The sequence below is a fragment of the Mycolicibacterium obuense genome, assembly GCF_055397605.1.
Genome location: NZ_AP043663.1, coordinates 118,240 through 139,375, shown reverse-complemented (window position 1 = coordinate 139,375; position 21,136 = coordinate 118,240). Strand labels below are relative to the sequence as shown.

Genomic DNA, 21,136 nt, shown 5'->3' with positions numbered 1-21,136 from the left:
GAGGACTGACCGGCTCAGCGCGGGAGCCGGTCGAGCACCCGACCGATCGCCGCTCCGAACGCGCGCTGCTGGGCGGGCGAGAGCCCGTCGAACATGACGGAGCGCACCAGGTTGACGTGGCCCGGCGCAGCGACCTCCAACGCCGACCGGCCCTCGGCGGTGATCGCGACCGTGGCCGCCCGGCGGTCGTCGTCGTCGCCGTGGCGTTCGACGAGGCCGCGTCCGCGCATGCGACGCAACTGATGGGAAAGCCGGCTCTGCTCCCACCCGATCAGCTCCCCGAGTTCGGTGATGCGCAGGGGTCCGCGTTCGGACAAGGCGACGAGCACGTCGTAGTCCGACAGCGAGAGCTCGCAGTCGGCCTGCAGCTGCCGGTGCATCGCGGTGTGCAGCCGGCTGACCATCGCGAGGTAGTCGCGCCAGATGCGCTGCTGCTCAGCAGTGAGCCACTCCATCACCCCACTGTACGGAATACATGATGTGTCATGCATGTTGTCGGATGCAGAGCAGCCACCTAGGCTGGCCAGGACTCCCGAGGAGTGATTCCCATGAGCAGCATCCAGAGCGCCGTCGACGTCCGCCGCGCCGCCGACCGCGCAGCCACGAAGATCGCCTGGCTGGACTCCAAGCACTCTTTCTCCTTCGGCGGTCACTACGAACCCGACAACACCCACCACGGGCTGCTGCTGGTCAACAACGACGACATCGTCAAGCCCGGCACCGGTTTTGACACCCACCCGCACCGCGACATGGAAATCGTCACGTGGGTGCTGCGCGGCTCGCTGGTGCACCAGGACTCCACCGGCCACTCGGGGGTCATCTACCCCGGTTTGGCGCAGCGCATGTCGGCAGGCCGCGGCATCCTGCACTCCGAGAAGAACGACTCATGGACACTGACCGGCGACCAATCTCATTCTGAGCCAGTGCATTTCGTGCAGATGTGGGTGGTCCCCGACGAATCCGGGATCACCCCGGGCTACCAGCAACTCGAGATCGACGACGAGCTGCTGCGCGGCGGTCTCGTGACGATCGCCTCGGGCATGCCCGAGCACCGCGACGCTGCGGCCATCACGATCGCCAACCGCTACGCGGCCCTGCACGGCGCCCGGCTGCAGCCGGGCCAGACCGTGGAACTTCCCGATGCCCCCTACCTGCACCTGTTCGTCCCCCGCGGCGAGGTGGTCCTCGAGGGCGCCGGCGCACTACACGAAGGAGACGCCGTGCGGTTCACCGCATCCGGTGGCCAGCGCGTCACCGCCACCGACGCCGCCGAGATCCTCGTCTGGGAGATGCATGCCGGTCTCGCCGCGGCCTAGCCACCTCGGCGCGCTGCTCGTCGCGGCCACACTGGTCGCCGGATGCAGCACCGCGTCGGAACCCGCGCCGCCGGCCTCATCGACGTTTGCGGCCCCGTCGTCAGGTGCGACCTCGGTGCCGCAGACCGGCATGAGCACCGTCGACGTCACCGTGCCAGCGGGCATGGCGGAGGCGCCGTTCGACCAGCCGCGGCAGGTCCGGGTGCCGACGGGATGGCAGCTGTCGGTGTGGGCACGGACGCCGCGACCGCGGCTCGCGCTGTGGGCGCCCGACGGCACGCTGCTGGTGTCGGTGCCGAGCGCGGGCACGGTCTTGCGGTTCACGCCGGGCGATGCCGGTGCGACCCAATCGGTGCTGCTCGACGGCCTGGACCAGCCGCACGGACTGGCGATGGCCGGGTCGACGCTCTACGTCGCGCAGAGCGACGAGATCAACGCATACGACTACGCGAACGGCGCCGCGACCAACCCGCGTGTGGTCGCCGGCGGGTTGCCCGACGCCAAGAGCCCCGACCTGCGTGGCGCGTACTCGCACGCACTCAAGAGCGTGGCCGTCGGACCCGACGGTGCGGTGTACTTCTCGATCGGCTCGACCGGCAACATCTCGGCTGCCGACCGCACCGCCACGCCGCCGCGGGCCACGATCATGCGGGTCCCGCCCGGCGGCGGGCCCGCCGCACCGTTCGCCACCGGCGTCCGCAACGGCACCGGTCTGGCCGTCGCACCCGACGGATCCGTGTGGACCGCGAACAACGGGCGTGACAACGTCGCCGACCCGAGCACCGGCCAGGTCGACCCCGCCTACGTCGGTGAGAACCCTCCCGAGCAGATCGCGCGCCTGACGCCGGGTCGCGAATTGGGTTGGCCGTACTGCAATCCGGCTGGCGGGCCCGCTGATCTCCCGTTCGTCCGGGATGTCCAGACCAACCCGGACGGCACCGAATTGGATTGCGCGACATTGCCGGCCGTCGAGCAGAGCATGGGTGCGCACTCGGCGCCGCTGGGGCTGAGCTTCGTCGACGGCGCCCTGCCTGCGCCGTACGCGCAAGGGGCCCTGATCGGCGTGCACGGATCGTGGAACCGCCAGCCGCCACGCGAACCCGAGGTGTCCTTCTATCCGTGGCGCGATGGGCGGCTGGAGAACCAGCAGACGCTCGTCGGCGGCTTCCAGGGCGACAACGGCTCCCGGTGGGGCCGACCCGTCGCGGCGGTCGCCGGCCCGGATGGCGCGGTCTACATCACCGACGACGCCGCCGATGCGATCTACCGGCTGACGCCGCCGCGCTGATCGAGTCCGTTCAGCACCGCCGCCAACTGCTTCTCGGTGTCGCCGGCCATCTTCTCGAACGCCAGCTTCATCACCGGATTGAGCAGCCTCGCGGTGCCGTGCATGTGCAACTCTGCCTCGTAGGTGATCACCGATCCGGGGCCCTCCGGTTCGACGGTGATGGTGTCGACCGATGTCGATGAGCCGTTCTCACCGACGAAAACGACCTTGCGGTCGGTGAGCTCGTCGAGCGTGTAGGTCAGCTCGGCGGTGACGCCGAGGATCTTGCTGACGTTGTGCCAGTACGCGCCTTCGGTGACCGGGCCGCTGTCGATGCGTTCACAACTCCGGGTGCCCGGATCCCACTGCTCGGCGTGCGCGAAGTCCTTGAGGTAGTCGACGACGACCGGAGGCGGCGGACTGACGGTGAAGGTACGGGACACGGTGGGCATGCTGTCGAGTACCCGCTGGCGAGCTCGCAGCAAACCGGTCAGCAATCTCGGCGGAACCATCCTGTGATACTGCTGTGACGAAAGTTGACAGCGATTCTGCTGCGATTATTGTTGGCCTTCTGACCAGCCAGGTCAGTTCCCCTGTCGAAGGAGCCGCCCGTGTCGACTCCTGCCGCAAACATTCGGCGGCGACTACGCGGCGCCGCGGCGGCGGTGGTCTGCGCCGTGGTGGCCGCCGGAGTCAGCGCGCCACACGCCGCAGCGGCCAGCGCTCGGGAACTGCTCGCCACCGCGATCGCCACCACCAAGGGCTCGTACCTCGTCTACAACTTCGGGTCGGGGTTCCCCGCCCCCATGCTCGACGCCTCGGGTCGCTGGTATGAGATGGGCAACGGCGGCCGGTTGATGATCATCAAAGCCGCCTCGTCGAGATTGGCGCCGCGGCTGCTGGCCGACTCTCACACCGGATTCCAGGCCCGCTGCGAGCGCGACCCCCGCGCCCGCACCGCCGAAGGCCTGCTGCAGGCGTCGGAAACCTACTCCCCGCTGCAGGCGTGGCAGGTGCTCGGCCAGCCGACAATCGCGATCAATGCGAACTTCTTCGACGTGCGCGGCCAGCAGGGCGGCTCGTGGAAATCGACCGGCTGCAGTTCGCCGCTGGGTGCCTACATCGACACCACCCGCAATCTGGGCCGCACCAACGCCGCGGTCACCGGCACGCTGGCCTACGCCGGCAAGCAGGGCCTGTCGGGCGGCAACGAGAACTGGATGGCGCTGTCGACGATGGTCCTGCCGGTGCAGGGCGCACCGTTCGTGATACCGCCCAAGAGCGACAACGACTTCGACGCGGCATCGCCGGTGATCGCCGGCCTGCTCGACAAGGGCACCCGGTTCGTCGCGGTGGCCGGCATGCACCTGCTAGCGCCCGGGGACACCGGCCAGATGAACGATCCCGGCCCGAGCGCGGCGCGCACTGCGATCGCCTACGTACGCGACCGCGACGAGATGTACGTGTTCTCCGGCGGTAGCTACACCCCTGACCAGATCCAAGACCTGTTCCGCGGGCTGGGCAGTGACACGGCGGTCCTGCTCGACGGCGGCGGCTCGACGGCCATCGTGCTGCGCCGCGACACCGGCGGCATGTGGGCGGGCGCCGGTTCACCGCAGGGCTCCTGCGACACGATGGCGGTGCTGTGCGATTCGCACGAGCGGGCACAGCCTGCGTGGCTGGCGTTCAACTAGCCGCCATCGCACTGCGGGCAGCCGCCAGCGTCTGGCGCTCGTAACCGGAACCGAACAACACCATGTGCGCCAGCAGCGGGTAGAGCTGGTGCAGGCCGATCCTGTCGCGCCAACCCTCGGCCAACGGTCGCACCTGTTGATAGCCCTCGAGCACAGCGTCGTGGTGCGGACACCCGAACAGCTCCAGCATCGCCAGGTCCGTCTCGCGATGGCCGCCGTGCGCGGCCGGATCGATCACCACCACTCCGTCGGGCGTCCACATCACGTTGCCGCGCCACAGGTCACCATGCAGCCGGCACGGCTCCTCGGATGGGTCATCGAACACCCCTGCTGCACAACGGGACACGACCTCCTCGACAGCCTCCCGGGTATCCGGTGTCACCCGCGCCCGCTCGAGCATCGGCATCAACCGGTGCTCCGCGTAGAAGCGTCCCCACGACGTGTCGTGGCTGTAGCTCATCGGCAGCGGCTGCTGCAGCGGTCCGAAGAAGCCCGCCGGCGCGGTCCATCCAGGCGGCGGCGCGCCGAAGCCGTCGGCGCCTGCCGCGTGCGTGCGCGCCAGGCGGGCGCCGAACGTCCGCGCGGCCGCCCGCTCGGGCGGCACCGACGTCAGCCGCTCCAGCGTGAGGGAGTGCTCGTCGACCGCCACCACCCGGACCGCCGGAACACCCCCGTCCGCGGCCGAAAGCCATTGCAGCCCAACGGCTTCGCATCGAAAGAACCCGTCAGGCGCATGCGCGTGACGTTTCACGTGGAACAAGCGATTTACAGCTGGGGAGTCAGGTCGAACGACGTGACCGTCGACATCCGGGTGATCCGCCACTCCCCGCCCTCACGCTTCATCGTCAGGCGGTAGGACAGGTAGCGCAGCGACGGGATGTTCTTGGTGACCGGGCTCGTCGAGATCGAGTTGGTGTACACGATCGCGGTGGCATCGGTCGGCGCAATCGAGGGCGACACACTCTCCACCGCCGCACCGACCACCTCGGTCGTGTTGGTGACCTGGGCCTGCTTGTTCGGCTCGACGATCGCGTCGATGTACTTGCGGTAATCGGCCGCGAAATCGCCGCCGAGGTACCTCGAGGCGCGGTCCGCCAGGGCGGGCATGTCGTCCGGGGTGTAACTCCACAGCGCGGTGATCGCCGCCGTCGCCGTGCGGGCGATCTCCAGCTTGGTTGTGTTCAGCGCCCGCTGCGCCAAGTAGGGCTGCACCATCGCCCCGGCGAAGGCTCCCCCACCGACGAACAGCACCGAGGCGACCACCGCGGCCGCGACCAGACCGCGCCCCGCGGGGCGATGCTCGACCATCCGGAACTCGTCCGCGGCAGTCTCGTCGGCAGCCTCGTCTACCGCCTCGGCTGAGGCATCGGTGTCCGGCTCGGATTCCGGCGTGGCGTCGGCGTCCGACTCGGCCGACGCCGTGTCCCCATCACCGGCTTCCGGCTTCGACGTCCTCGCCGCCTTGCCGACCGGCCTCTTGGGCGCTTCGAGTGGCTCCTCCACCGCCGACGACTCGGGCTCGAGCCGCTCGACCATCTCTTCGGGCTCCGTCGCTGCGTTCGCGCGACGCCGGAAGAAGCGGCGCCGACGAGGCGACGGCGCGGGATCGGCGGGGGTCGCGGTTGCCGCGTCGTCGGTGGTCAGATCACCTGAATCAGGTTGCTGATCTTCCACTGCTGTCCTTCCTTGATCGTCGTGGCGATCCAGCGGCTGCCACTTTCGATCGTCGTCTTGCCGTCGGGCGTCGTCGAGGTCGCCTTGGTGGCGATCAGCACGTCGGCGCTGCCGTGGTCATTCCAGCGCTGCACACCCGCGGCGAGCACCGTGCCGGTGGTCGGTTCTCCGCGAGCCACCTGCAGCAGGATCTCGTTCTGCTTCTCCTTGAAGCTCTTCGCGAACTCGCCGGTGGCCTGAGCAGCGATCCGGTCGGCATAGGCGTTGGCGTTGAACGGATCCAGAGTCATGTACTCGGTCATGAACTCCCGGGTGTACCCGAGTGCGGACGCCTCCCGTACGGCATCGGTCCGGTCGTGCTCGTGGCGGATCATCATCAGGGTGCTCGCCGTGATCGCCGCGGCGACCACGAGTGCCACCACCGTCGCCACCAGCGGAAGACCCCAGCGTCGCGGCCGCCGGGGCCGACTGCCGAAGTAGTCGGTCGCGGTGTCGTCGACCTTGCGCCGCGGACTCACTGGCCCGCCGGATTCATCTGCGGCTTCTTCAGCACGGTCAGGTTCGCCACTCGCCACTGACCGTTCGCCGCGCGGTCGAAGTCGGCACGCACCGTGGCCGTGATGAACTTCAGGGTCTTCGGATCGTCGCCGCGCTGCCCCTGCATCGCCAGCAGCATGGACGCCTGATCCGGCGTGACCGGCGGATCGGTGAGCACCGCATGGCTGACGGCCCAGTACTCGTTGGACTTGATCCCCGCCTTCTGCGCCGCCTGCTGCTGGGCGACCAACTGCTCACGGTAGGTGTCGGTGGTCAGCCCCTGAGCGCGGGCGAAATCGGCGGCCATGGTGTCGGCGCTGTAGCTCAGCATCTGTTCGACGATGCGCGGCCCCTGCTCGTCGATCTGGGCCCGCGCGGCATCGACCGCGCGCTCGTGCTTGTACACCGTCAGGTAGCCCAGCCCGGCGGCCGCCGCACACACCACTGCCACCGCGATCAGCACCACTGCGACCAGCCGCCGCACGTTGCGGGCCGGGCGCTCGACGACGACGACTTCGGTGCGCGCCAGCATGTCGGCGAACGTGCGGCGTCGGCGATCCCACAGCGGCCAGAGCCAGCCGACGAACACCGCCACCGTGTCCAGCAGATGCGCGAGCTCCCGGAGGGCGAGGCGCCCGATACCCACGGGACCACCGTTCCGGTCGCGCACCGCGATGCCACACAGGGCCCGCCCCAGCGTCCACCCCGTCGCGGCCGGAAGGACCAGCCGGTTGACCGCCGTCGCGAACAGCGCCACCGCGCCCGCGCCGGTGAACACCCAGCGCGCCCAGCCGTCGGCGGGCGAGGCCAGCGCCAACAGCCCCATCGTGACGATCACCGCCACGCCCGGCAGGACGTCGACCAGCAGCGCGCCCGCCCGCGTCGACCACGACGCCCGGACCACCTCCGGCACCTCGGTGTCGGAGACGGAGTCGGTGGTGGGCAGAACCACGGTCACGAGGTCACCTGGTCGAGCTTGGCGATGCGGTACCGGCCCTCGTCGAACGCCATCGTCGCGCGCAGCCGGTAACCGACCTGCTGATTGGCGGCTTGGGAGTTGGTGATCTTCACCCGGACGGCGACGAGCACGTTGATCGAGCCATCTGGATTGTGCCGCTCGACGGCGGCGCGCAGATCGTCGACGGCCACCTTCGCGTTGGCCGCCTGGTACGCCTCGGCGATCACGCTGCCGAACAGACCGGCCTGCACCCCGAAGTCGCCGGTCGAGCACTCCAGGATCTTGGACTGCGCCACCGTCATCGCCGCCGTGTCGGGGGCATTCGTGGCCGCCACGCATTCCTTGGCGGCGGCCAGCGCGGCGTCATCGCTGCGGGCGATTGCCGCGCCACGCTGATTCGCCTTCCACGCGTAGTAGCCACCCGCCGCTGCGCCACCGGCCAGGAGCAGCAGGGCCGCGGTCAGGCCGGCGACCCAGCGGGTGCCGAGCCGCGACTGCCGTCGCGGGTCCGTCGGTGCGTGATCGAGGAACTGCTCGTCGACCGTCGATTCCGGGCCGACCGTCGAGTCTTCGCCGACCGTCGAGTCTTCGGCGACCGTCGTGTCCTCGTCGGCGGCGCCGTCCTCGGGGGTGTCGATGGGGGGGTTCAGCCGGCTGGTGCCAGCATCTCCTTCCATCCGTCATCTCCTGGGTTACTCGAGTTCTTCACGTTGTATCGGACTCCGTCGGGCCCCACGACCTCGCCGCTCTGCGGGCTGTACGCGGCGGTGCTGCCGGGCGGGCCCTGCGCGGGAGTGTAGATACACGGGTTGGGCTGTTGCCCGCTGCAGCTGACGGTACCCGAGCCCGGTCTGCTGATCGGATCGCTGACCGGTGAGGTGCTGAGCGGAGGCGGCAGCTGGTCGGCCGGCAACGGGTTCATGCCGTTGTTCACCGACGGCGCCGGAACCACCCGACCCGGAGTCACTCCCTGGTCGCACCGGGCGCCCGGAGCGGGGCAGGACAGGATCTGGTTGGGGTCGCCGTACCAGGGGTTGGTGCCCAGCGGCACGTAGGGCTCGTTGCTGTGGCATTCCTTCGGCGAGGCGGCGCGCTTACCCGGCACATCCGCGCACGGGTAGTTACGGGCGCCACGAACGACGTTGCCCTGGTAGTCCTTCGGGATCTTGCAGTAGGTGCCGGTCGGCAGCGGCGCCATGCTGGTGTCAGCGGGCGAGCGCCACTCCGACGCCGGCAGGAACCCGGTCAAACAGGGGGGCGGCGAATTGATCGAGAGGGAGAGGTGCACCAGGCCCTCGTTCTCGAATATCGTGCCCGCCTGCGTCAGTGACGCGCCCTGCGGCAGGATCACCAGCGCCTGCTCGAGGCCTTTGTTGTAGCGCTTGAGCATGTCGATGACCACCGACAGGTTGGCCAGCGTCTGCGGCAGCGAGTCGCGCACATCGGAGAACAGCGCGTTCACCTGATCCAGCGTCGGCGCCGCCTGCTGCAGACCGCTGCGCAGCGCGCCGTCCTGCTCGGCGGTCTGGCTGGCGATAACGTTCAGGTTGCGCGCCCACTGGCCGATCGCGTCGCCCGACTGCACCTGGCTGTTCAGGATCGGCGCGGAGTTCGCGATGATGTCGTTGACCTGCGGCAGGTTGTCGCGGAACCCCTCGGCGAGATTGGTCGTCGACTCGACCAGCCGCTGCAGGGACGGACCCAGCCCACCGACCGCGGCCGACGTCTCTGTCAGCAGCGAATCGATCTTCTCCTTGGGCAGCACGGCCAGTCCGCGGTTGGCCGCGTCGAGCGCCGGACCCACCTCGGCCGGGACCGTGGTCTTCGTGATGGTCTGCCCCGGGCTGAGGTACTGCTTGGTGTCGGCGGCAGGCACCAGATCGAGGTACTGCTCACCGATCGCCGACACCGAGTGCACCTCGGCCGTCACGTCGACCGGGATCTTGTAGTCGTCGCTGATGCTCAGTGTGGCGCGGGCGCCGTTCTCGGTGGGCTCGACCTCGGTCACCTTGCCGATCTGCGTGCCTCGGTAGGTAACGTTGCCCGTGGCGTACAGACCGCCCGAGCGCGGCAGCTCCGTGTAGAGCGTGTACTGACCGACGCCGGCCAGGCTCGGCAGGCGCAGGTAGTACAGCCCCAACACCGCGACGGCCGCCACGGTGAGCACCGTGAAGAGGACCAACTGGATCTTGATGAAGCGGGTCAACATCGCTCACTCACCCCTTTCCACCAGCGGTCCGCCGGGTGCGTCGTGTGGGTTCGGCGTGAATCGGACATCCGGAATCATCGTGGCCGGATCGCGGCCCCACGACTGCTCGAGGGCGCGCAGCATGCCAGAGACACCCGTGCCGCTCAGGAAGCCGTTGTCGATGGCCGACAGCGTCAGATCAAGCCCCAGCGACACGTTGAGGTAGTCGCCGCGGATCGCCTTCGGCACATTCTCGATGCTGAATGGTGCGGTGAACATCAGCTTCAGCGCGCCGATCAGGTACGGCGATGCCTTGCCCAACTCCCGCAGCGGACGCTGCAGATTGGCCAGGTTCGTGTTCAGGTCACCGCTGGCCGGTGACAGCGCATCATCGGCGGCGTTGCTGATCCGGCCCAGCGCCTCGACCGCGTCGGCGAACAGATCGCGGGTGTCGGCGAAGTGCTTGATCAGCGGCGGAAACTCGGTCAACACCTGGTCGAGCGTGTCGTTGCGCTGCTCGACGATCGAGAGCAACCGGTTCGTCGAATCGATGGCCCGGGTGATGTCGCCGCGCTGCTGATTCAGCTCGTCGGTGAACGTGTCGAGCTTGCCCAGGAAGTCGCGGATCTGATCGGACCGACCGTTGAGGACATTGAAGATCTCGCTCTGGATCGTCTCCAGGTTCGACACCCCGCCGCCGGTGAGGATCGAGGCGATGCTCGCCAACACGCGCTCGGTGGTCGGGAACGCTGACGCGTTCTTCAGCGGGATGGTGTCCCCGGTCTTCAGCTTCTCCGGCGACGGGTCCGGCGGCGCGTCGAGCTGCACGTGCTGCGAACCCAGCAGGCTCGTCTGACCGATCTTCGCCAACGTGTTCTTCGGCAGCTGCACCGTCGAATCGAGATCGAGCGTCAGGGTGGCCACCCAGTTCTTCAGCTCGATCGAGCGCACCCGGCCGACGTACACGTCGGCCACCCGCACTCGGCTGTTGACGTTGAGCGCCAACGTGTCCGGCATCTGCACGTAGATCGTCGTGTGGTCGGACCCGGTCCCGGGACCGCCGGGCAGCGGCACATTCGCGATGCCCTTCCACGAACCACACGAGCTCAGCACCACGGCCGCCGCGCCGAGCGCGACCGCGCGACGGCCCAAAGTCGCCAAGCGTCCCACGGTCAGCCTCCCGTCTCAGCCGGCAGCAATGGACCCGACGGAGCGGCGGGCGCAGGGCCGGCCGCCGGTGCCGCCGGCGTGATGGCCCCCAGCGGATCGCCCGGAATGACACCCGGTGCGGGTGCCGGCGGGGGACCCGGCTGCGGGTACCACGGCGGGGGCAGCGGGTTGTTCTCGTTGTACGCATTCGGCGGGCCTGGCAGCCGGCCGTTGTTCACGCCGAAGGCGGGCGGAGCCGGCGGGGCCACGATGTCCGGGCCACCCATCAGCTCGGACAGCGATTCCGGGGTCAGCATGTTCTGGGTGAACGGCTGCACCTCGACGCCCTGCATGCCGGGCGCGACGACCCAGCCGGGCTCGTGGTTGCCGTGGGAGAACAGCGTGTCCCTGGAGAAGATGCCGGGCACGGTGGTGTCCTTGTATCCCGGCGGCGGCTGCAGCCGCGGCTCGGAGTACGCGATCTGCTTGGGCAGCGTCATCGCCGCCTGCAGCTGGTTCGCACCGAACGGCAGGTAGTTGAACTTGATCGCGTCCAGGATCGGGCCTAGGTACTGGGCGCACAACTCCGAGGACTCCTGGTAACCCAGCCGGCTACCGGCCTGGATCGCGCTGCAGATGAACTGCATCGGGTTCGCGAAATTGTTGATCACCGGCACGCTCATTATGCCGCCTGCGTTCGGCGCCGAGATGTTCACGACGTTGGCGCCCAGGTTCGGTAACACGTGCAGTCCCGTCTCCAGACCGTCACGGGGCTCAGGCTGCAGGATCGCGTTGGTCACGTCGGCCAGGTTGTCGACGTCGTGGGCCAGCACCTCGCCGTTCTTGCCAATGAAATCCCGTGTGGTCGCGAGCAATTGATTGAGGTCCTGCAGGGCGTCGGCCACCTCGCGGTCGGTGTTGGTGAACGCGTTGGTGAACTTCGCAAGGTCGTTGTTGAGCGCCACGAACTGCTGATCGCTCTTGTAGAGCGCGTTGACGAACAACGCCAGGCTCTTGACCACGCTGAACAGGTCGCCACGACCCTCGTTGAGCGCATACAGCGCCTCCGACAGGCCCTTGAGTGTCTTGTTCAGTTGTTCGCCCTTACCGGCGAAACCATCGGCGGCCGATTCGATGATGTCGCCGAACGGACCCTTGGGCTGCGCAGGCGTGGGCCCCAGATCGGTGAGCAACTTGTCCAGGGAGTCGCGCAGGTCGTCGTACTCGACCGGCACCTGGGTGCGGTCCAGGTTGATAACAGCGCCGTTCTCCAGCACCGGGCCGCCCGTGTACGGCGGGGCGAGCTGGATGGTGCGCGAGGCGACCAGGCTCGGGTTCAGGATCGAGGCGGTGGCATTAGCGGGGACCTTGTACTTCTTCTCGTAGTTGAAGGTCACCTTCATCTTGTCGCCGTCGGGCTCGATCGATTCGATCTTGCCGACCTGGACACCCATGATCTGCACCTTGTCCCCCGGATACAGCGCGAGGGTCTGGGTGAAGTAGGCCGTCACCGTGTTCTTGGTCAGCCGCTGATAGGCCTTCCAGCCGAAGAACGCGGCCACGATCGCGGCGATCAGCACCACGGTGCCGATCACCAGCGCCGTTCGGGACACGCCTGGCACCTTCAGGTTTCGCACATTGAAGATCGTCGACATCTAGCTCTGCACCCCCTCAACCTTGCGAGCCCGGCGGCAGGAACGGTGGATTGCCCGGCAACACCGGCTGGCCCGCCGGGGCCGGCTGCGGACCCGGGCCGGGTGGCGGCGGCGGACCGTTCAGCGCCGGCGGCAGCGGCGCGATGCCGGGCGTGAAGTCCGGCGGCGACGGCTGCGGCGCCAACGGCACCGTGCGAGCGCCGGGTGGGGCCGGCGGCAGCGGCGGCCTCGCCCCGGGCACGTTCGGCGACAGCTGACCCGGGATTGCGGCGGCCGGCATCCCGGGTGTGGGCTGCGGTCCGTTCGGGTTCGGCGCCGATGTCGCGACGTTGGGGCCCTGGCCTGCGTAGTTCGGGCCGTACGGGTTGTCCCCGAACGGACCGACGGTCAGGCCGGCGCACGGCAACGGGTTCCCCGGCCGGGGCAATCCGTCGGCGGGCGGGGTGTACGAGCACGGCGAGCCGGGCACGACGGCCGGTCCCGGGTTCTCCGGGGTGCCTTCCAGCGGCGTCGGCGCGGGCGGTGGCGCGCCGTTGGTGAAGCCGGTTCCGTTCGGGTCGGGGAATCGGAACGCGGGCAGGCCGGCGTTGCGCCAGAACTGCTCGGGATCGATGCCACGCTTCTTGAACGCGGCGTCGACGTACGGCTGGAGAATCCAGTACGGGGCCAGGTTCGACAGCATCACCTTGAAGTAGGGGCCCGACGCGACAGCCTCACCGAGCGACGCGGTGAACTTCGACAGCGTGGTCAAGACGTCGACGAGGTCGAACTTGCGCTCGTTGAGCACGTCGCTGATGGTGCGCAGCTGCTCGAGCACGTGGTTGAGGTTCGGGTTGTCGTCGATGAAGCCCTTGACCTGGGTGGAGAACTTGCCCACCCGCTCCAGCAGCTGGCTGACCGCGTAGTTGCGCTCGTTGACCGCCGCGAGAAGCGTCTGCGCGTTCACGAACAGCGCGTTGATCTGCTCGCTGCGGTTGCCGAGCACGCCGGCGACCCGATTGGCGTTGTTCAGCAACTGCTTGACCTGGTCGTCGCGCTTGCCGATGGTGTCGGAGAACCGGGCCACCCCGTCCAGCGCGGCGCTCAGGTGGGGATAGGTCTGGTCGATGGTCTCCGACAGCACGTTGAGCGAGTCGCGCACCGTCTTGGTGTCCCAGTTCGACGCCGAGTTGCTCAGGTCGAAGAACGCGTCGTAGATCTGGTACGGCGTCGAGGTCTGGCCCAGCGGAAGCGTGCCGTTGGCGCGTAGTGGCTCGTCACCGCGCGGCTCGATCTCGATGTTGCGCCGGCCCAGGATGGTGTCGGTGCGGATCGCGGCACGGCTCTTGGTGCCGATCTCGGTGCCACCGAGCGAGTAGCCGATCACGACCTTGTCGCCGGAGATCTCCGTCGACTCCACGAGTCCGACGTCGACACCGGCGATCCGCACCTTGTCGCCGGCGTTGATGCCGCCGGTGTCGGAGAACTCGGCGTAGTACGTCGGCTGCGCGAACAGCATCGGCACATTGGTGAAGCTCTGCCCGACACCGATGACGATGACCAGCAGGATGACGCCCATCAACCCGCTGCGGACGCGGTTGGAACCCTCGAGAACTCTCATTGTGGCGTGCACCTACCCGAGGGCTGGCTCCACACCTTGACCGTGCGCACCGGCCCGCCGGGCTGCAACCCGTTGAGCTTCAGCGTCACGTCGCAGGCATAGAAGTTGAAGAAGTCACCGTAGATGCCACCGGCGCGACCGATGATCTTCAGCGCGGTCGGTACCCGGACCAGCAGGTCGTTGAGCTGATCCTTCTGATCGACCAGCGGCTGCTGGAGGATCTCGAGCTTGCTGGTGGTCTGCTGCAGCAGCGGCCGGTTGTCGGCCAGCAGATCGGCGATCGTGCCCGCGGCGTCGCTGATGTCGGCCACCGACTTGGCGATCGGATCGGCCCGGTTCTTCAACCCGGTGATCAGGGTCTCGAAGTTCTTGACCGTGTCGTCGAACTGCTGCTGGTGCTTGACGGTGGTGGCCAGCACGGTGTTGAGGTTGTTGATCACTTCCCCGATGGCCTGGTCGCGGTCGGCCAACGCGGAGGTCAGCGACGCGGTCTGGTCTAAGATGTCGCTGATGGTGCCGCCCTGGCCCTGGAACACCGTGACGATCGACTGCGCGATCGTGTTGACCTTGTCGGGATCGAGCGACTGGAACACCGGGCGGAAGCCACCGATCAGTGCATCGAGATCGAGTGCCGGCTCGGTGCGCTCGACAGGGATGGTGCCGCCGGGCTGCAGCCGCGTGTTGCTGTCGCCGCGCTTGAGCTCCAGGTAACGGTCGCCGATCAGGTTGAGGTAGCGCACCGATGCGGTGGTCTCGTCGAACAGCTCCAGCGAGCGGTCCACGTCGAAGTCGACCTGGGCCTTGGTGCCGCCGTCGATGATCTTGACGTCCTTGACCTTGCCGACCTCCACGCCCGAGGCACGGACGAACTGCCCGGAACGCAGGCCACTGGTGTTGGTGAAGACCGCCGAGTAGCTGGTCGTGCGGTCGAAGCGCATCTGACCGAACACCACGATGATGATCGCGGTGAACAGCAGCAGCACCAGGGAGAAGGCCCCCAGTTTGATCGCGGTTCCGGTGATTTTCATGGGTTGATCGTGTGCTCCCCGACTTGGCGGCCCCAGACGTACTCGGTGAGCAGCGGCTGGCCCAGTTCCAGGTGGTTGTACGGCGCGATCGACGCTCCGGTGTCCATCACCAGGTACGGCGCCGGCCACAGATCGCGGGTGATGGGCTGCCAGCAGCCCGGACGGCCCTCGGGTCCGCCCTTGGCGTTCACCCGCGGCAGATTGTCGGGGTAGACGTAGGCGTTGCCTGAACCGAGCCCCAGCAGCTCGGAGTGCAGGCGTAGCGAGTAGCCGTTGCCGCCCAGCGACGCGGCGACCTTGGGCTCGACGTCGTGGTAGTTGCGGATGGTGCAGAACAGCGCGGGGCTGTACTCGTCCAGCAGCGCGGAGGTGGGCACCAGGTCCTTCAGTCCGCGCTGCAGGTAGGGACCGCCACGCTCGAAGATCTCGCCGCCGTTGTTGCCGAACCCGACCGCGGCCATCAGCGCCTGGTCGACGTTGCCCTGCTGCTCGTTGAGGGTCCGCGCGGTGGTGACCGCGTTCTGCAGCCCGTCGAACAGGTCGGGCGCGGCGTCGGCGTACACCTCACCGAGATCGGCGAGAAGCTGGTTGTCACGGCGCAGCTGCGGCATCTGCGGGTTGATCTCGCTGAGGATCTGATTCCCGTTGATGATCGACTGGCCGAACCGGTCGCCGAGCCCGTCGAGCGCCTGCGCCGTCGCGGTGAGAGTCTGGTTCAGCTTGATCGGGTCGACCTGTCCGGCGACCGACACCACGGTCTCGAACAGCGTGTTGAACTCGGTGGTCACCTTGGTGACGTCGATGACGTCGGAGCCGTTGATCCGCTGAGGCGACGGGTCCTTCGGCGACGAGAACGACACGTACTTGTTGCCGAACACCGTGGTGGCGCTGATGTCGGCGTTGACGTTCTGCGGAATGAGGTCGAGGTACTTGGGGTCGACCTCGAGCACGATCTTGGCCCGGGGCTCGTCACCGACGGTGACCTGCTCGACCTCGCCGACCCGGCCGATCTCGACGCCGTTGTAGGTGACCTTGGCGCCCGGGTCCATGGACAGACCCGAGCGGGCCGCCATCATCGTGAGCTGGGTGCGCGGCAGGAAGTCGCCGCGGAACTGGAAGAAGACCAGCACCAGCACCACGATCGTGATGAGGGCGAGCACGAGGCCGGCCAGCTTGTAGGGCGGGGTGCGCTTGCTGTTGACGGGAGCTGTCATCGCTACACCGTCAGATTGAAGTTCGGGTCGACGCCGTAGAGCGCCAACGAGGCGAACAGGACCACACAGACGATCGCGATCAGCGAGGCCCGCATCGAGCGGCCGACGGCCTCACCCACGCCGACCGGGCCGCCGCTGGCATAGAAGCCGTAGTAGCAGTGGTTGAGCATCACGATGACCGAGATGATGACCGCCTGCACGAATGACCAGAACACGTCGTCCGGCCGCAGGAACGTCCGGAAGTAGTGCTCGTAGGTACCGGTCGACTGCCCGTAGATCAGTGTCGTGGTGACCTGGGCCGACAGGAAGCTCATGATGATCGCCATCGCGTAGAGCGGGATGATCACGATGAATCCCGCGACGATGCGCGTGGACACCAGGTACGAGATGGACTTGATGCCCATCACCTCGAGGGCATCGATCTCCTCGCTGATCCGCATGGCTCCCAGCTCGGCGGTGGCGCCGGCGCCGACGGTCGCCGCCAACGCCTGCCCCGCGACCACGGGTGCGGCGATCCGGACGTTGATCAGGGCCGCGAAGAAGCCGGTGAACGCCTCGACACCGATGTTGCCCAGGGACGCGAAGCCCTGGATGGCCACCAGCGACGAGCCCGACAGCGTGACGAAGCCGACGATGGCGACCGTGCCACCGATGACGGCCATCGCACCGGTACCCATGCCGATCTCGGCGACCAGGCGCAGCATCTCTTTGCGGTAGTAGCGAACTGCGTGGCCGATGGAGCCGACCGCGGTGACGACGAACCACGCGACGTGGCCCATCGAGTCGAGCCCGCGGGCGGGCGCCCCGGCCAGCTTCTGGGCGGTGGCGACCCCGCGGGGAAAGCGAGAACGCAAAACGGCAGCGGTGGACATGTCAGCTCCCCGTTCCGAATTTCACGCCGATGGTGGTCAGCACGACGTTGACCGCGAACAGCGCGATCACGCAGAGCACCAGGGTCTCGTTCACGGCGGTTCCCACGCCCTTGGCGCCGCCGGCGCACGTCAGCCCGCGGCAGCAACCGACCAGCCCGGCGATCAGGCCGAACGTCAGCGCCTTGACCAAGGAGATGAGCACCTCCGGCAGGCCGGTGACCAGGGTCAGCGTCGACACGTACGCACCTGCCGACACGTTCTGCAGATACACACCGAAGATGAAGCCGCCGACCAGGCCGATCGTGATCACCGCACCGTTGAGCAACATCGCGACGAACGTGGAGGCGATCACGCGGGGCACCACCAGGCGGTGGATGGGGTCGATTCCGAGAACCTCGAGGGCGTCGATCTCCTCGCGGATGGTCCGGGCGCCGAGGTCGGCGCAGATCGCGGTCGATCCTGCACCGGCGACCACCAGCACCGTCACCAGAGGGCCGAGCTGGGTGACCGCGCCGAGCGCGGCACCGGCGCCGGAGATGTCCGCCGCGCCGAACTCGGTGAGCAGGATGTTCAGCGTGAAGATGAGGAGCACTGTCAGCGGAATGGACACCGCGACGGTGGGCAGGAACGCGACGCGCAGCAGGAACCAGCTCTGCAGGATGAACTCGCGCCATTGGAACGGCGGCCGCAGCGTGGCCTTGCCGACGAGCACGCACATGCGGACGAATCCGCCGACCGCGGTCAACGCGGGCCTGGCCTGATCGCGCACGTAGCCCGTCAGGTTGGAATCGGTCGTCACCGCGAAGTCTCCGCGACGAGACCATCGGACATGTAGCGCACCGGCAGCACCTGTCGCACGCTCCCTTCCCGGCCCGACCCCAAAGATGTGAGGTCTGTCTCCCTACCGGTCGGTAGTAAGACGGACCACCGGACTGTACCCGATGGCGGGGACGCTTCGTACCGCATCGGCGCGATTGCGCACTCAACCGTTAGCAATGGCTCCCCCTCGTGCTGATCTCACCGCTGCCCCGTCGAAATCGTTGTCCGCGTGGAACTTTCGCCAGCGTCAACTCCGGGCGCCGCGGCCGCGCCGGAGCCGAACCGAGCCCGCAGCTCCGTTTTGAGCACCTTGCCGGCCGGGTTGCGGGGTAGTGCCTCGACGATTTCGAGGGCGCGGGGGTGCTTGTAGCGGGCCAGCCGCTCGGTCAGGAAGCCGTCGAGATCAGCGAGGGACAACGCCGTGTCCTCCTGAGGTGTCAGCGAAGGCCGCAGGGCCACCACAGCTACCGGCACCTCGCCCCACTTCGGATCCGGCCGGCCGATGACGGCCGCTTCGGCGATGTCCGGGTGCGCGGCGAGCGCGTTCTCCACCTCGGCGCAGTAGATGTTCTCCCCGCCCGAGATGATCATGTCCTTCTTGCGATCGACGACCCAGATGTAGCCGTCGGCGTCCTGGCGGACCAGGTCTCCGGAATGGAACCAGCCGCCGGCGAAGGCGTCGGCGGTGGCCTCGGGGTTGTTCCAGTAACCGGCCATCAGCGTCGGCGCGCGGTAGACGATCTCGCCGACCTGACCCACCGGAACGTCGTTCATCTCGTCGTCGACCACACGCGCCGACACCGTGGGGATCACCCTGCCCACCGAACCGAGCTTGCGCAGCGCGTCCTCGCCCGAGAGCATGCACGTCACCGGAGACATCTCCGTCTGTCCGAACGCTGCCAGGATCGCGGCGCCCGGGAACGTCTCGGCCATCTCCCGCAGCAAGGTGTCCGAGGCGGGTGCGGCACCCCAGGACAGCACCCGCAGCGCCAGGTCGCGGGGGCGGGCGCGCTGCGCCGCGCACACCGCCTGCCACTGGGCCGGCACCAGGAAGATGCCGGTCACCTTCTCCGCGGCGAGCACGTCGAGCAGTTGGTCGGGGTCGAATGCGCCCAGCGGATAGATGACCGTCGGCCGGCCGAGGAGCAGTCCGACGATCGTGCTGCCCACGCCCGCGATGTGGAACAGCGGCACCCCGACGAAACCGACGTCGTGGCTGAGGTCCACCCCGTTGGTGAACAGGTGCGTCATTGCCTGACCAGCCAGGTTGTTGTGCGTCAGCACCGCACCCTTGGGTCGACCGGTGGTCCCGGAGGTGTACATGATCAGCGCCGGAGAGTCGTCCGGGACGTCGACAGTGGGACACGGGACAGCCTCGGCGACCAGATCCTCGTAGCCGAGTACCGCTGCATCGGTATCACCGCCTGCGACGACGACCGTCTGCAGCGTGGCGTCGAGGTCACGTACCGCGGTGGCCACCCCGGCGAGGACGGGTTCGGTCACCACGATCGCGGCGCTGCAGTCCGACACCAGGAACGCGATCTCCGGCGGGGTCATCCGGAAATTCACCGGAACGGCGATCGCACCGAGCTTGTTGACGGCGATCATCGCCTCGATGAACTCGGGCCGGTTGAGCATCAGGATCAGCACCCGGTCGCCTGCGCCGACACCTCGCTGATGCAGCGCCCCCGCGAGCGCGGTCACGCGGCGGTCGAGATCGGCCCAGGTGGTGGTGGCGCCGAGGAACCGCAGCGCGGTGCCCTGGGGTTGCATCAGCGCATGCCGGGACAACTGGTTGGCCCAGTTCTGCCTGCGGGCCAGGTACGGCTGCTCCACTTCGGTGGTCACCAGGGTCGCTCCGTCGTCCTTGGAAGTCGGGGAAGTCGGGGAAGTCGTGAGTTGCGCGGTGATGATATTTGATCAAACATTGTGTTGCCTCGGTCACACTATGGCTCAGGCGGCGCCGGGACAACCCGTCGCACCCCGGGGGAAGGGCGGCGTCGCATGTCAGCTCCGGCCGGGCCCTTGTCATCGGGCCAGCTGTCGAGCAGGGTTCGGCGGGAGCAGATGTCGGACGAGGTGGCCGGCCGGCTGCGCACCGAGATCATGACGGGGGTGCTGCGGCCGGACACGTTCATCCGGCTCGATGAGACGGCTGCGCGCCTCGGCGTGAGCATCACCCCGGTCCGGGAGGCGCTGCGGACGCTGCGCGGCGAAGGCATGGTCGAGCTGGAGCGGCATCGCGGCCACCGGGTGATGCCGTTGTCGCGGACCGACATCGAAGACATCTTCTGGATTCAGTCGACGATCGCGCGGGAGCTCGTGACCACCGCGGCCCGGCGCATCGACGACACGCAGATCGAGCAGCTCGTCGAGCTCAACGCCGCGCTGGCACGCGCCGTGCACCGTGACGACCCCGACGAGATCGCGCGGGCCGAGTTCGCGTTTCACCGGGCCGTCAACCGCGCGTCGGGGCGAATCAAGCTCTCCTGGTTCCTGCTGCACGCCAGCCGCTACCTGCCACCGCACGTGTTCGCCGCCGATCCTCGCTGGGGCGTCGACGCGGTGGCCGGCCACGAGGTCATGATCGATGCGCTGCGACGGCGCGACGTCGCGACCGTGGTGCGACTGACCGAGGAGCAGTTCGCCGACGGGTTGGCGCGCCTGCTGGCCTATCTCGACCGGATCGGCCGGTGGGGCACCTCGGCCTAGGCAGCGAGCTGCTCGGCCCGCGCCTTCAGATTGTCGGCGAGGTAGTCGAGCGTGTCGCTGATCGCCTTCTTCACCATCGGTTTGGGCAGCGGCAGCGTGGTCTCGACATCGAGGTCGACGGTCAGCAGCGAGGTCGGCCCCATCGCGACGACGGAGAACTTCTGCTCCTGCTTCTCGAAGTGATCGCCCTGCTGCAGCATCGTGAAGATCTGGTTCTCGCCCGGGTAGTAGACCGCGGTGATGAAGGTGCCCGCCTGGCCCTGCACGACGACGTCGAGCCGCAGCTGGCTCGGCCTGCCGTCGGGGTAGCGGGCAAGGATCCAGCAGCCCTTGATCTCCTCGTTCCACTGCGGGTAGGCCTCGAAGTCGGCGACGATCGCCATGATCGACTCGGCGGGGGCTGCGACCTCCACGGTCTTACTCACCAGCGGCATCGGCTGAGCATAGCGAGTT

General features: G+C 68.1%; 21 protein-coding genes. 4 read left to right on the top strand and 17 right to left on the bottom strand.

Annotated features, from left to right (window positions below; all coding sequences use genetic code 11):
• Positions 1-14: 14 nt before the first annotated feature.
• Complete coding sequence (locus tag ACZ50N_RS00710; RefSeq protein ID WP_464474341.1) at positions 15-455, bottom strand: MarR family winged helix-turn-helix transcriptional regulator; 441 nt, start codon at positions 453-455, stop codon at positions 15-17.
• A gap of 93 nt (positions 456-548) precedes the next feature.
• Here ACZ50N_RS00710 and ACZ50N_RS00705 point away from each other — a divergent pair, with 93 nt between their 5' ends.
• Together ACZ50N_RS00705 and ACZ50N_RS00700 are read left to right on the top strand one after the other, a co-directional pair.
• Positions 549-1,316: a pirin family protein gene (locus ACZ50N_RS00705; RefSeq protein ID WP_464474340.1), complete on the top strand. Its 768-nt coding sequence runs from the start codon at positions 549-551 to the stop codon at positions 1,314-1,316.
• Positions 1,294-2,604, top strand: coding sequence for a PQQ-dependent sugar dehydrogenase (locus tag ACZ50N_RS00700; protein WP_464474339.1), 1,311 nt, complete (start codon positions 1,294-1,296; stop codon positions 2,602-2,604). The genes ACZ50N_RS00705 and ACZ50N_RS00700 overlap by 23 nt, the downstream gene beginning before the upstream one ends.
• On the opposite strand, the gene ACZ50N_RS00695 is transcribed toward ACZ50N_RS00700, so the two are convergent.
• A complete protein-coding gene (locus tag ACZ50N_RS00695) occupies positions 2,580-3,035 on the bottom strand; it encodes an SRPBCC family protein (RefSeq protein ID WP_133412772.1) in 456 nt (151 codons plus the stop codon). The genes ACZ50N_RS00700 and ACZ50N_RS00695 overlap by 25 nt on opposite strands.
• Before the next feature lie 159 nt (positions 3,036-3,194).
• On the opposite strand from ACZ50N_RS00695, the gene ACZ50N_RS00690 reads away from it, so the two are divergent.
• Positions 3,195-4,277 (top strand): phosphodiester glycosidase family protein, encoded by a 1,083-nt coding sequence (locus ACZ50N_RS00690; RefSeq protein ID WP_464474338.1) that lies wholly within the window; start codon positions 3,195-3,197, stop codon positions 4,275-4,277.
• On the opposite strand, the gene ACZ50N_RS00685 is transcribed toward ACZ50N_RS00690, so the two are convergent.
• From ACZ50N_RS00685 to fadD5, 14 genes are all read right to left on the bottom strand, one after another.
• Positions 4,270-5,037 carry a fructosamine kinase family protein gene (locus ACZ50N_RS00685; RefSeq protein ID WP_464474337.1) on the bottom strand — a complete coding sequence of 256 codons (768 nt, stop codon included), beginning with the start codon at positions 5,035-5,037 and terminating at the stop codon, positions 4,270-4,272. The genes ACZ50N_RS00690 and ACZ50N_RS00685 overlap by 8 nt on opposite strands.
• A gap of 5 nt (positions 5,038-5,042) precedes the next feature.
• Positions 5,043-5,951 carry a mammalian cell entry protein gene (locus ACZ50N_RS00680; RefSeq protein WP_464474336.1) on the bottom strand — a complete coding sequence of 303 codons (909 nt, stop codon included), beginning with the start codon at positions 5,949-5,951 and terminating at the stop codon, positions 5,043-5,045.
• Positions 5,918-6,469 carry an Rv1363c family protein gene (locus ACZ50N_RS00675; protein ID WP_464474335.1) on the bottom strand — a complete coding sequence of 184 codons (552 nt, stop codon included), beginning with the start codon at positions 6,467-6,469 and terminating at the stop codon, positions 5,918-5,920. The genes ACZ50N_RS00680 and ACZ50N_RS00675 overlap by 34 nt, the downstream gene beginning before the upstream one ends.
• Positions 6,466-7,446, bottom strand: a complete 981-nt coding sequence (locus ACZ50N_RS00670) for an RDD family protein (RefSeq protein ID WP_464474334.1) — start codon at positions 7,444-7,446, stop codon at positions 6,466-6,468. The genes ACZ50N_RS00675 and ACZ50N_RS00670 overlap by 4 nt, the downstream gene beginning before the upstream one ends.
• Positions 7,443-8,123: an Rv1363c family protein gene (locus ACZ50N_RS00665; RefSeq protein ID WP_464474333.1), complete on the bottom strand. Its 681-nt coding sequence runs from the start codon at positions 8,121-8,123 to the stop codon at positions 7,443-7,445. The genes ACZ50N_RS00670 and ACZ50N_RS00665 overlap by 4 nt, the downstream gene beginning before the upstream one ends.
• Positions 8,093-9,655 carry a virulence factor Mce family protein gene (locus tag ACZ50N_RS00660; RefSeq protein ID WP_464474332.1) on the bottom strand — a complete coding sequence of 521 codons (1,563 nt, stop codon included), beginning with the start codon at positions 9,653-9,655 and terminating at the stop codon, positions 8,093-8,095. The genes ACZ50N_RS00665 and ACZ50N_RS00660 overlap by 31 nt, the downstream gene beginning before the upstream one ends.
• Before the next feature lie 3 nt (positions 9,656-9,658).
• On the bottom strand, positions 9,659-10,804 hold the full coding sequence (locus ACZ50N_RS00655; protein WP_464474331.1) for a virulence factor Mce family protein: 1,146 nt from the start codon (positions 10,802-10,804) through the stop codon (positions 9,659-9,661).
• 2 nt (positions 10,805-10,806) lie between these two features.
• Positions 10,807-12,438 carry a virulence factor Mce family protein gene (locus tag ACZ50N_RS00650; RefSeq protein WP_464474330.1) on the bottom strand — a complete coding sequence of 544 codons (1,632 nt, stop codon included), beginning with the start codon at positions 12,436-12,438 and terminating at the stop codon, positions 10,807-10,809.
• 16 nt (positions 12,439-12,454) lie between these two features.
• Positions 12,455-14,038, bottom strand: a complete 1,584-nt coding sequence (locus tag ACZ50N_RS00645) for a virulence factor Mce family protein (RefSeq protein ID WP_464474329.1) — start codon at positions 14,036-14,038, stop codon at positions 12,455-12,457.
• A complete protein-coding gene (locus ACZ50N_RS00640; protein ID WP_046364265.1) occupies positions 14,035-15,066 on the bottom strand; it encodes a virulence factor Mce family protein in 1,032 nt (343 codons plus the stop codon). Before ACZ50N_RS00640 ends, ACZ50N_RS00645 begins: the two co-directional genes overlap by 4 nt.
• Complete coding sequence (locus ACZ50N_RS00635; RefSeq protein WP_046364266.1) at positions 15,063-16,280, bottom strand: MCE family protein; 1,218 nt, start codon at positions 16,278-16,280, stop codon at positions 15,063-15,065. The genes ACZ50N_RS00640 and ACZ50N_RS00635 overlap by 4 nt, the downstream gene beginning before the upstream one ends.
• A 2-nt stretch (positions 16,281-16,282) precedes the next feature.
• Positions 16,283-17,152, bottom strand: a complete 870-nt coding sequence (locus tag ACZ50N_RS00630; protein ID WP_046364267.1) for an MlaE family ABC transporter permease — start codon at positions 17,150-17,152, stop codon at positions 16,283-16,285.
• 1 nt (position 17,153) lies between these two features.
• Entirely contained in the window at positions 17,154-17,951 is a 798-nt protein-coding gene (locus ACZ50N_RS00625) for an MlaE family ABC transporter permease (RefSeq protein WP_464474328.1), read from the bottom strand.
• Between the two features lie 218 nt (positions 17,952-18,169).
• Complete coding sequence (gene fadD5, locus ACZ50N_RS00620; RefSeq protein WP_464475740.1) at positions 18,170-19,822, bottom strand: fatty-acid--CoA ligase FadD5; 1,653 nt, start codon at positions 19,820-19,822, stop codon at positions 18,170-18,172.
• A gap of 153 nt (positions 19,823-19,975) precedes the next feature.
• Here fadD5 and ACZ50N_RS00615 point away from each other — a divergent pair, with 153 nt between their 5' ends.
• A complete protein-coding gene (locus ACZ50N_RS00615) occupies positions 19,976-20,683 on the top strand; it encodes a GntR family transcriptional regulator (RefSeq protein WP_133412761.1) in 708 nt (235 codons plus the stop codon).
• On the opposite strand, the gene ACZ50N_RS00610 is transcribed toward ACZ50N_RS00615, so the two are convergent.
• Entirely contained in the window at positions 20,680-21,117 is a 438-nt protein-coding gene (locus ACZ50N_RS00610; RefSeq protein WP_073683054.1) for an SRPBCC family protein, read from the bottom strand. The genes ACZ50N_RS00615 and ACZ50N_RS00610 overlap by 4 nt on opposite strands.
• Positions 21,118-21,136 lie beyond the last annotated feature (19 nt).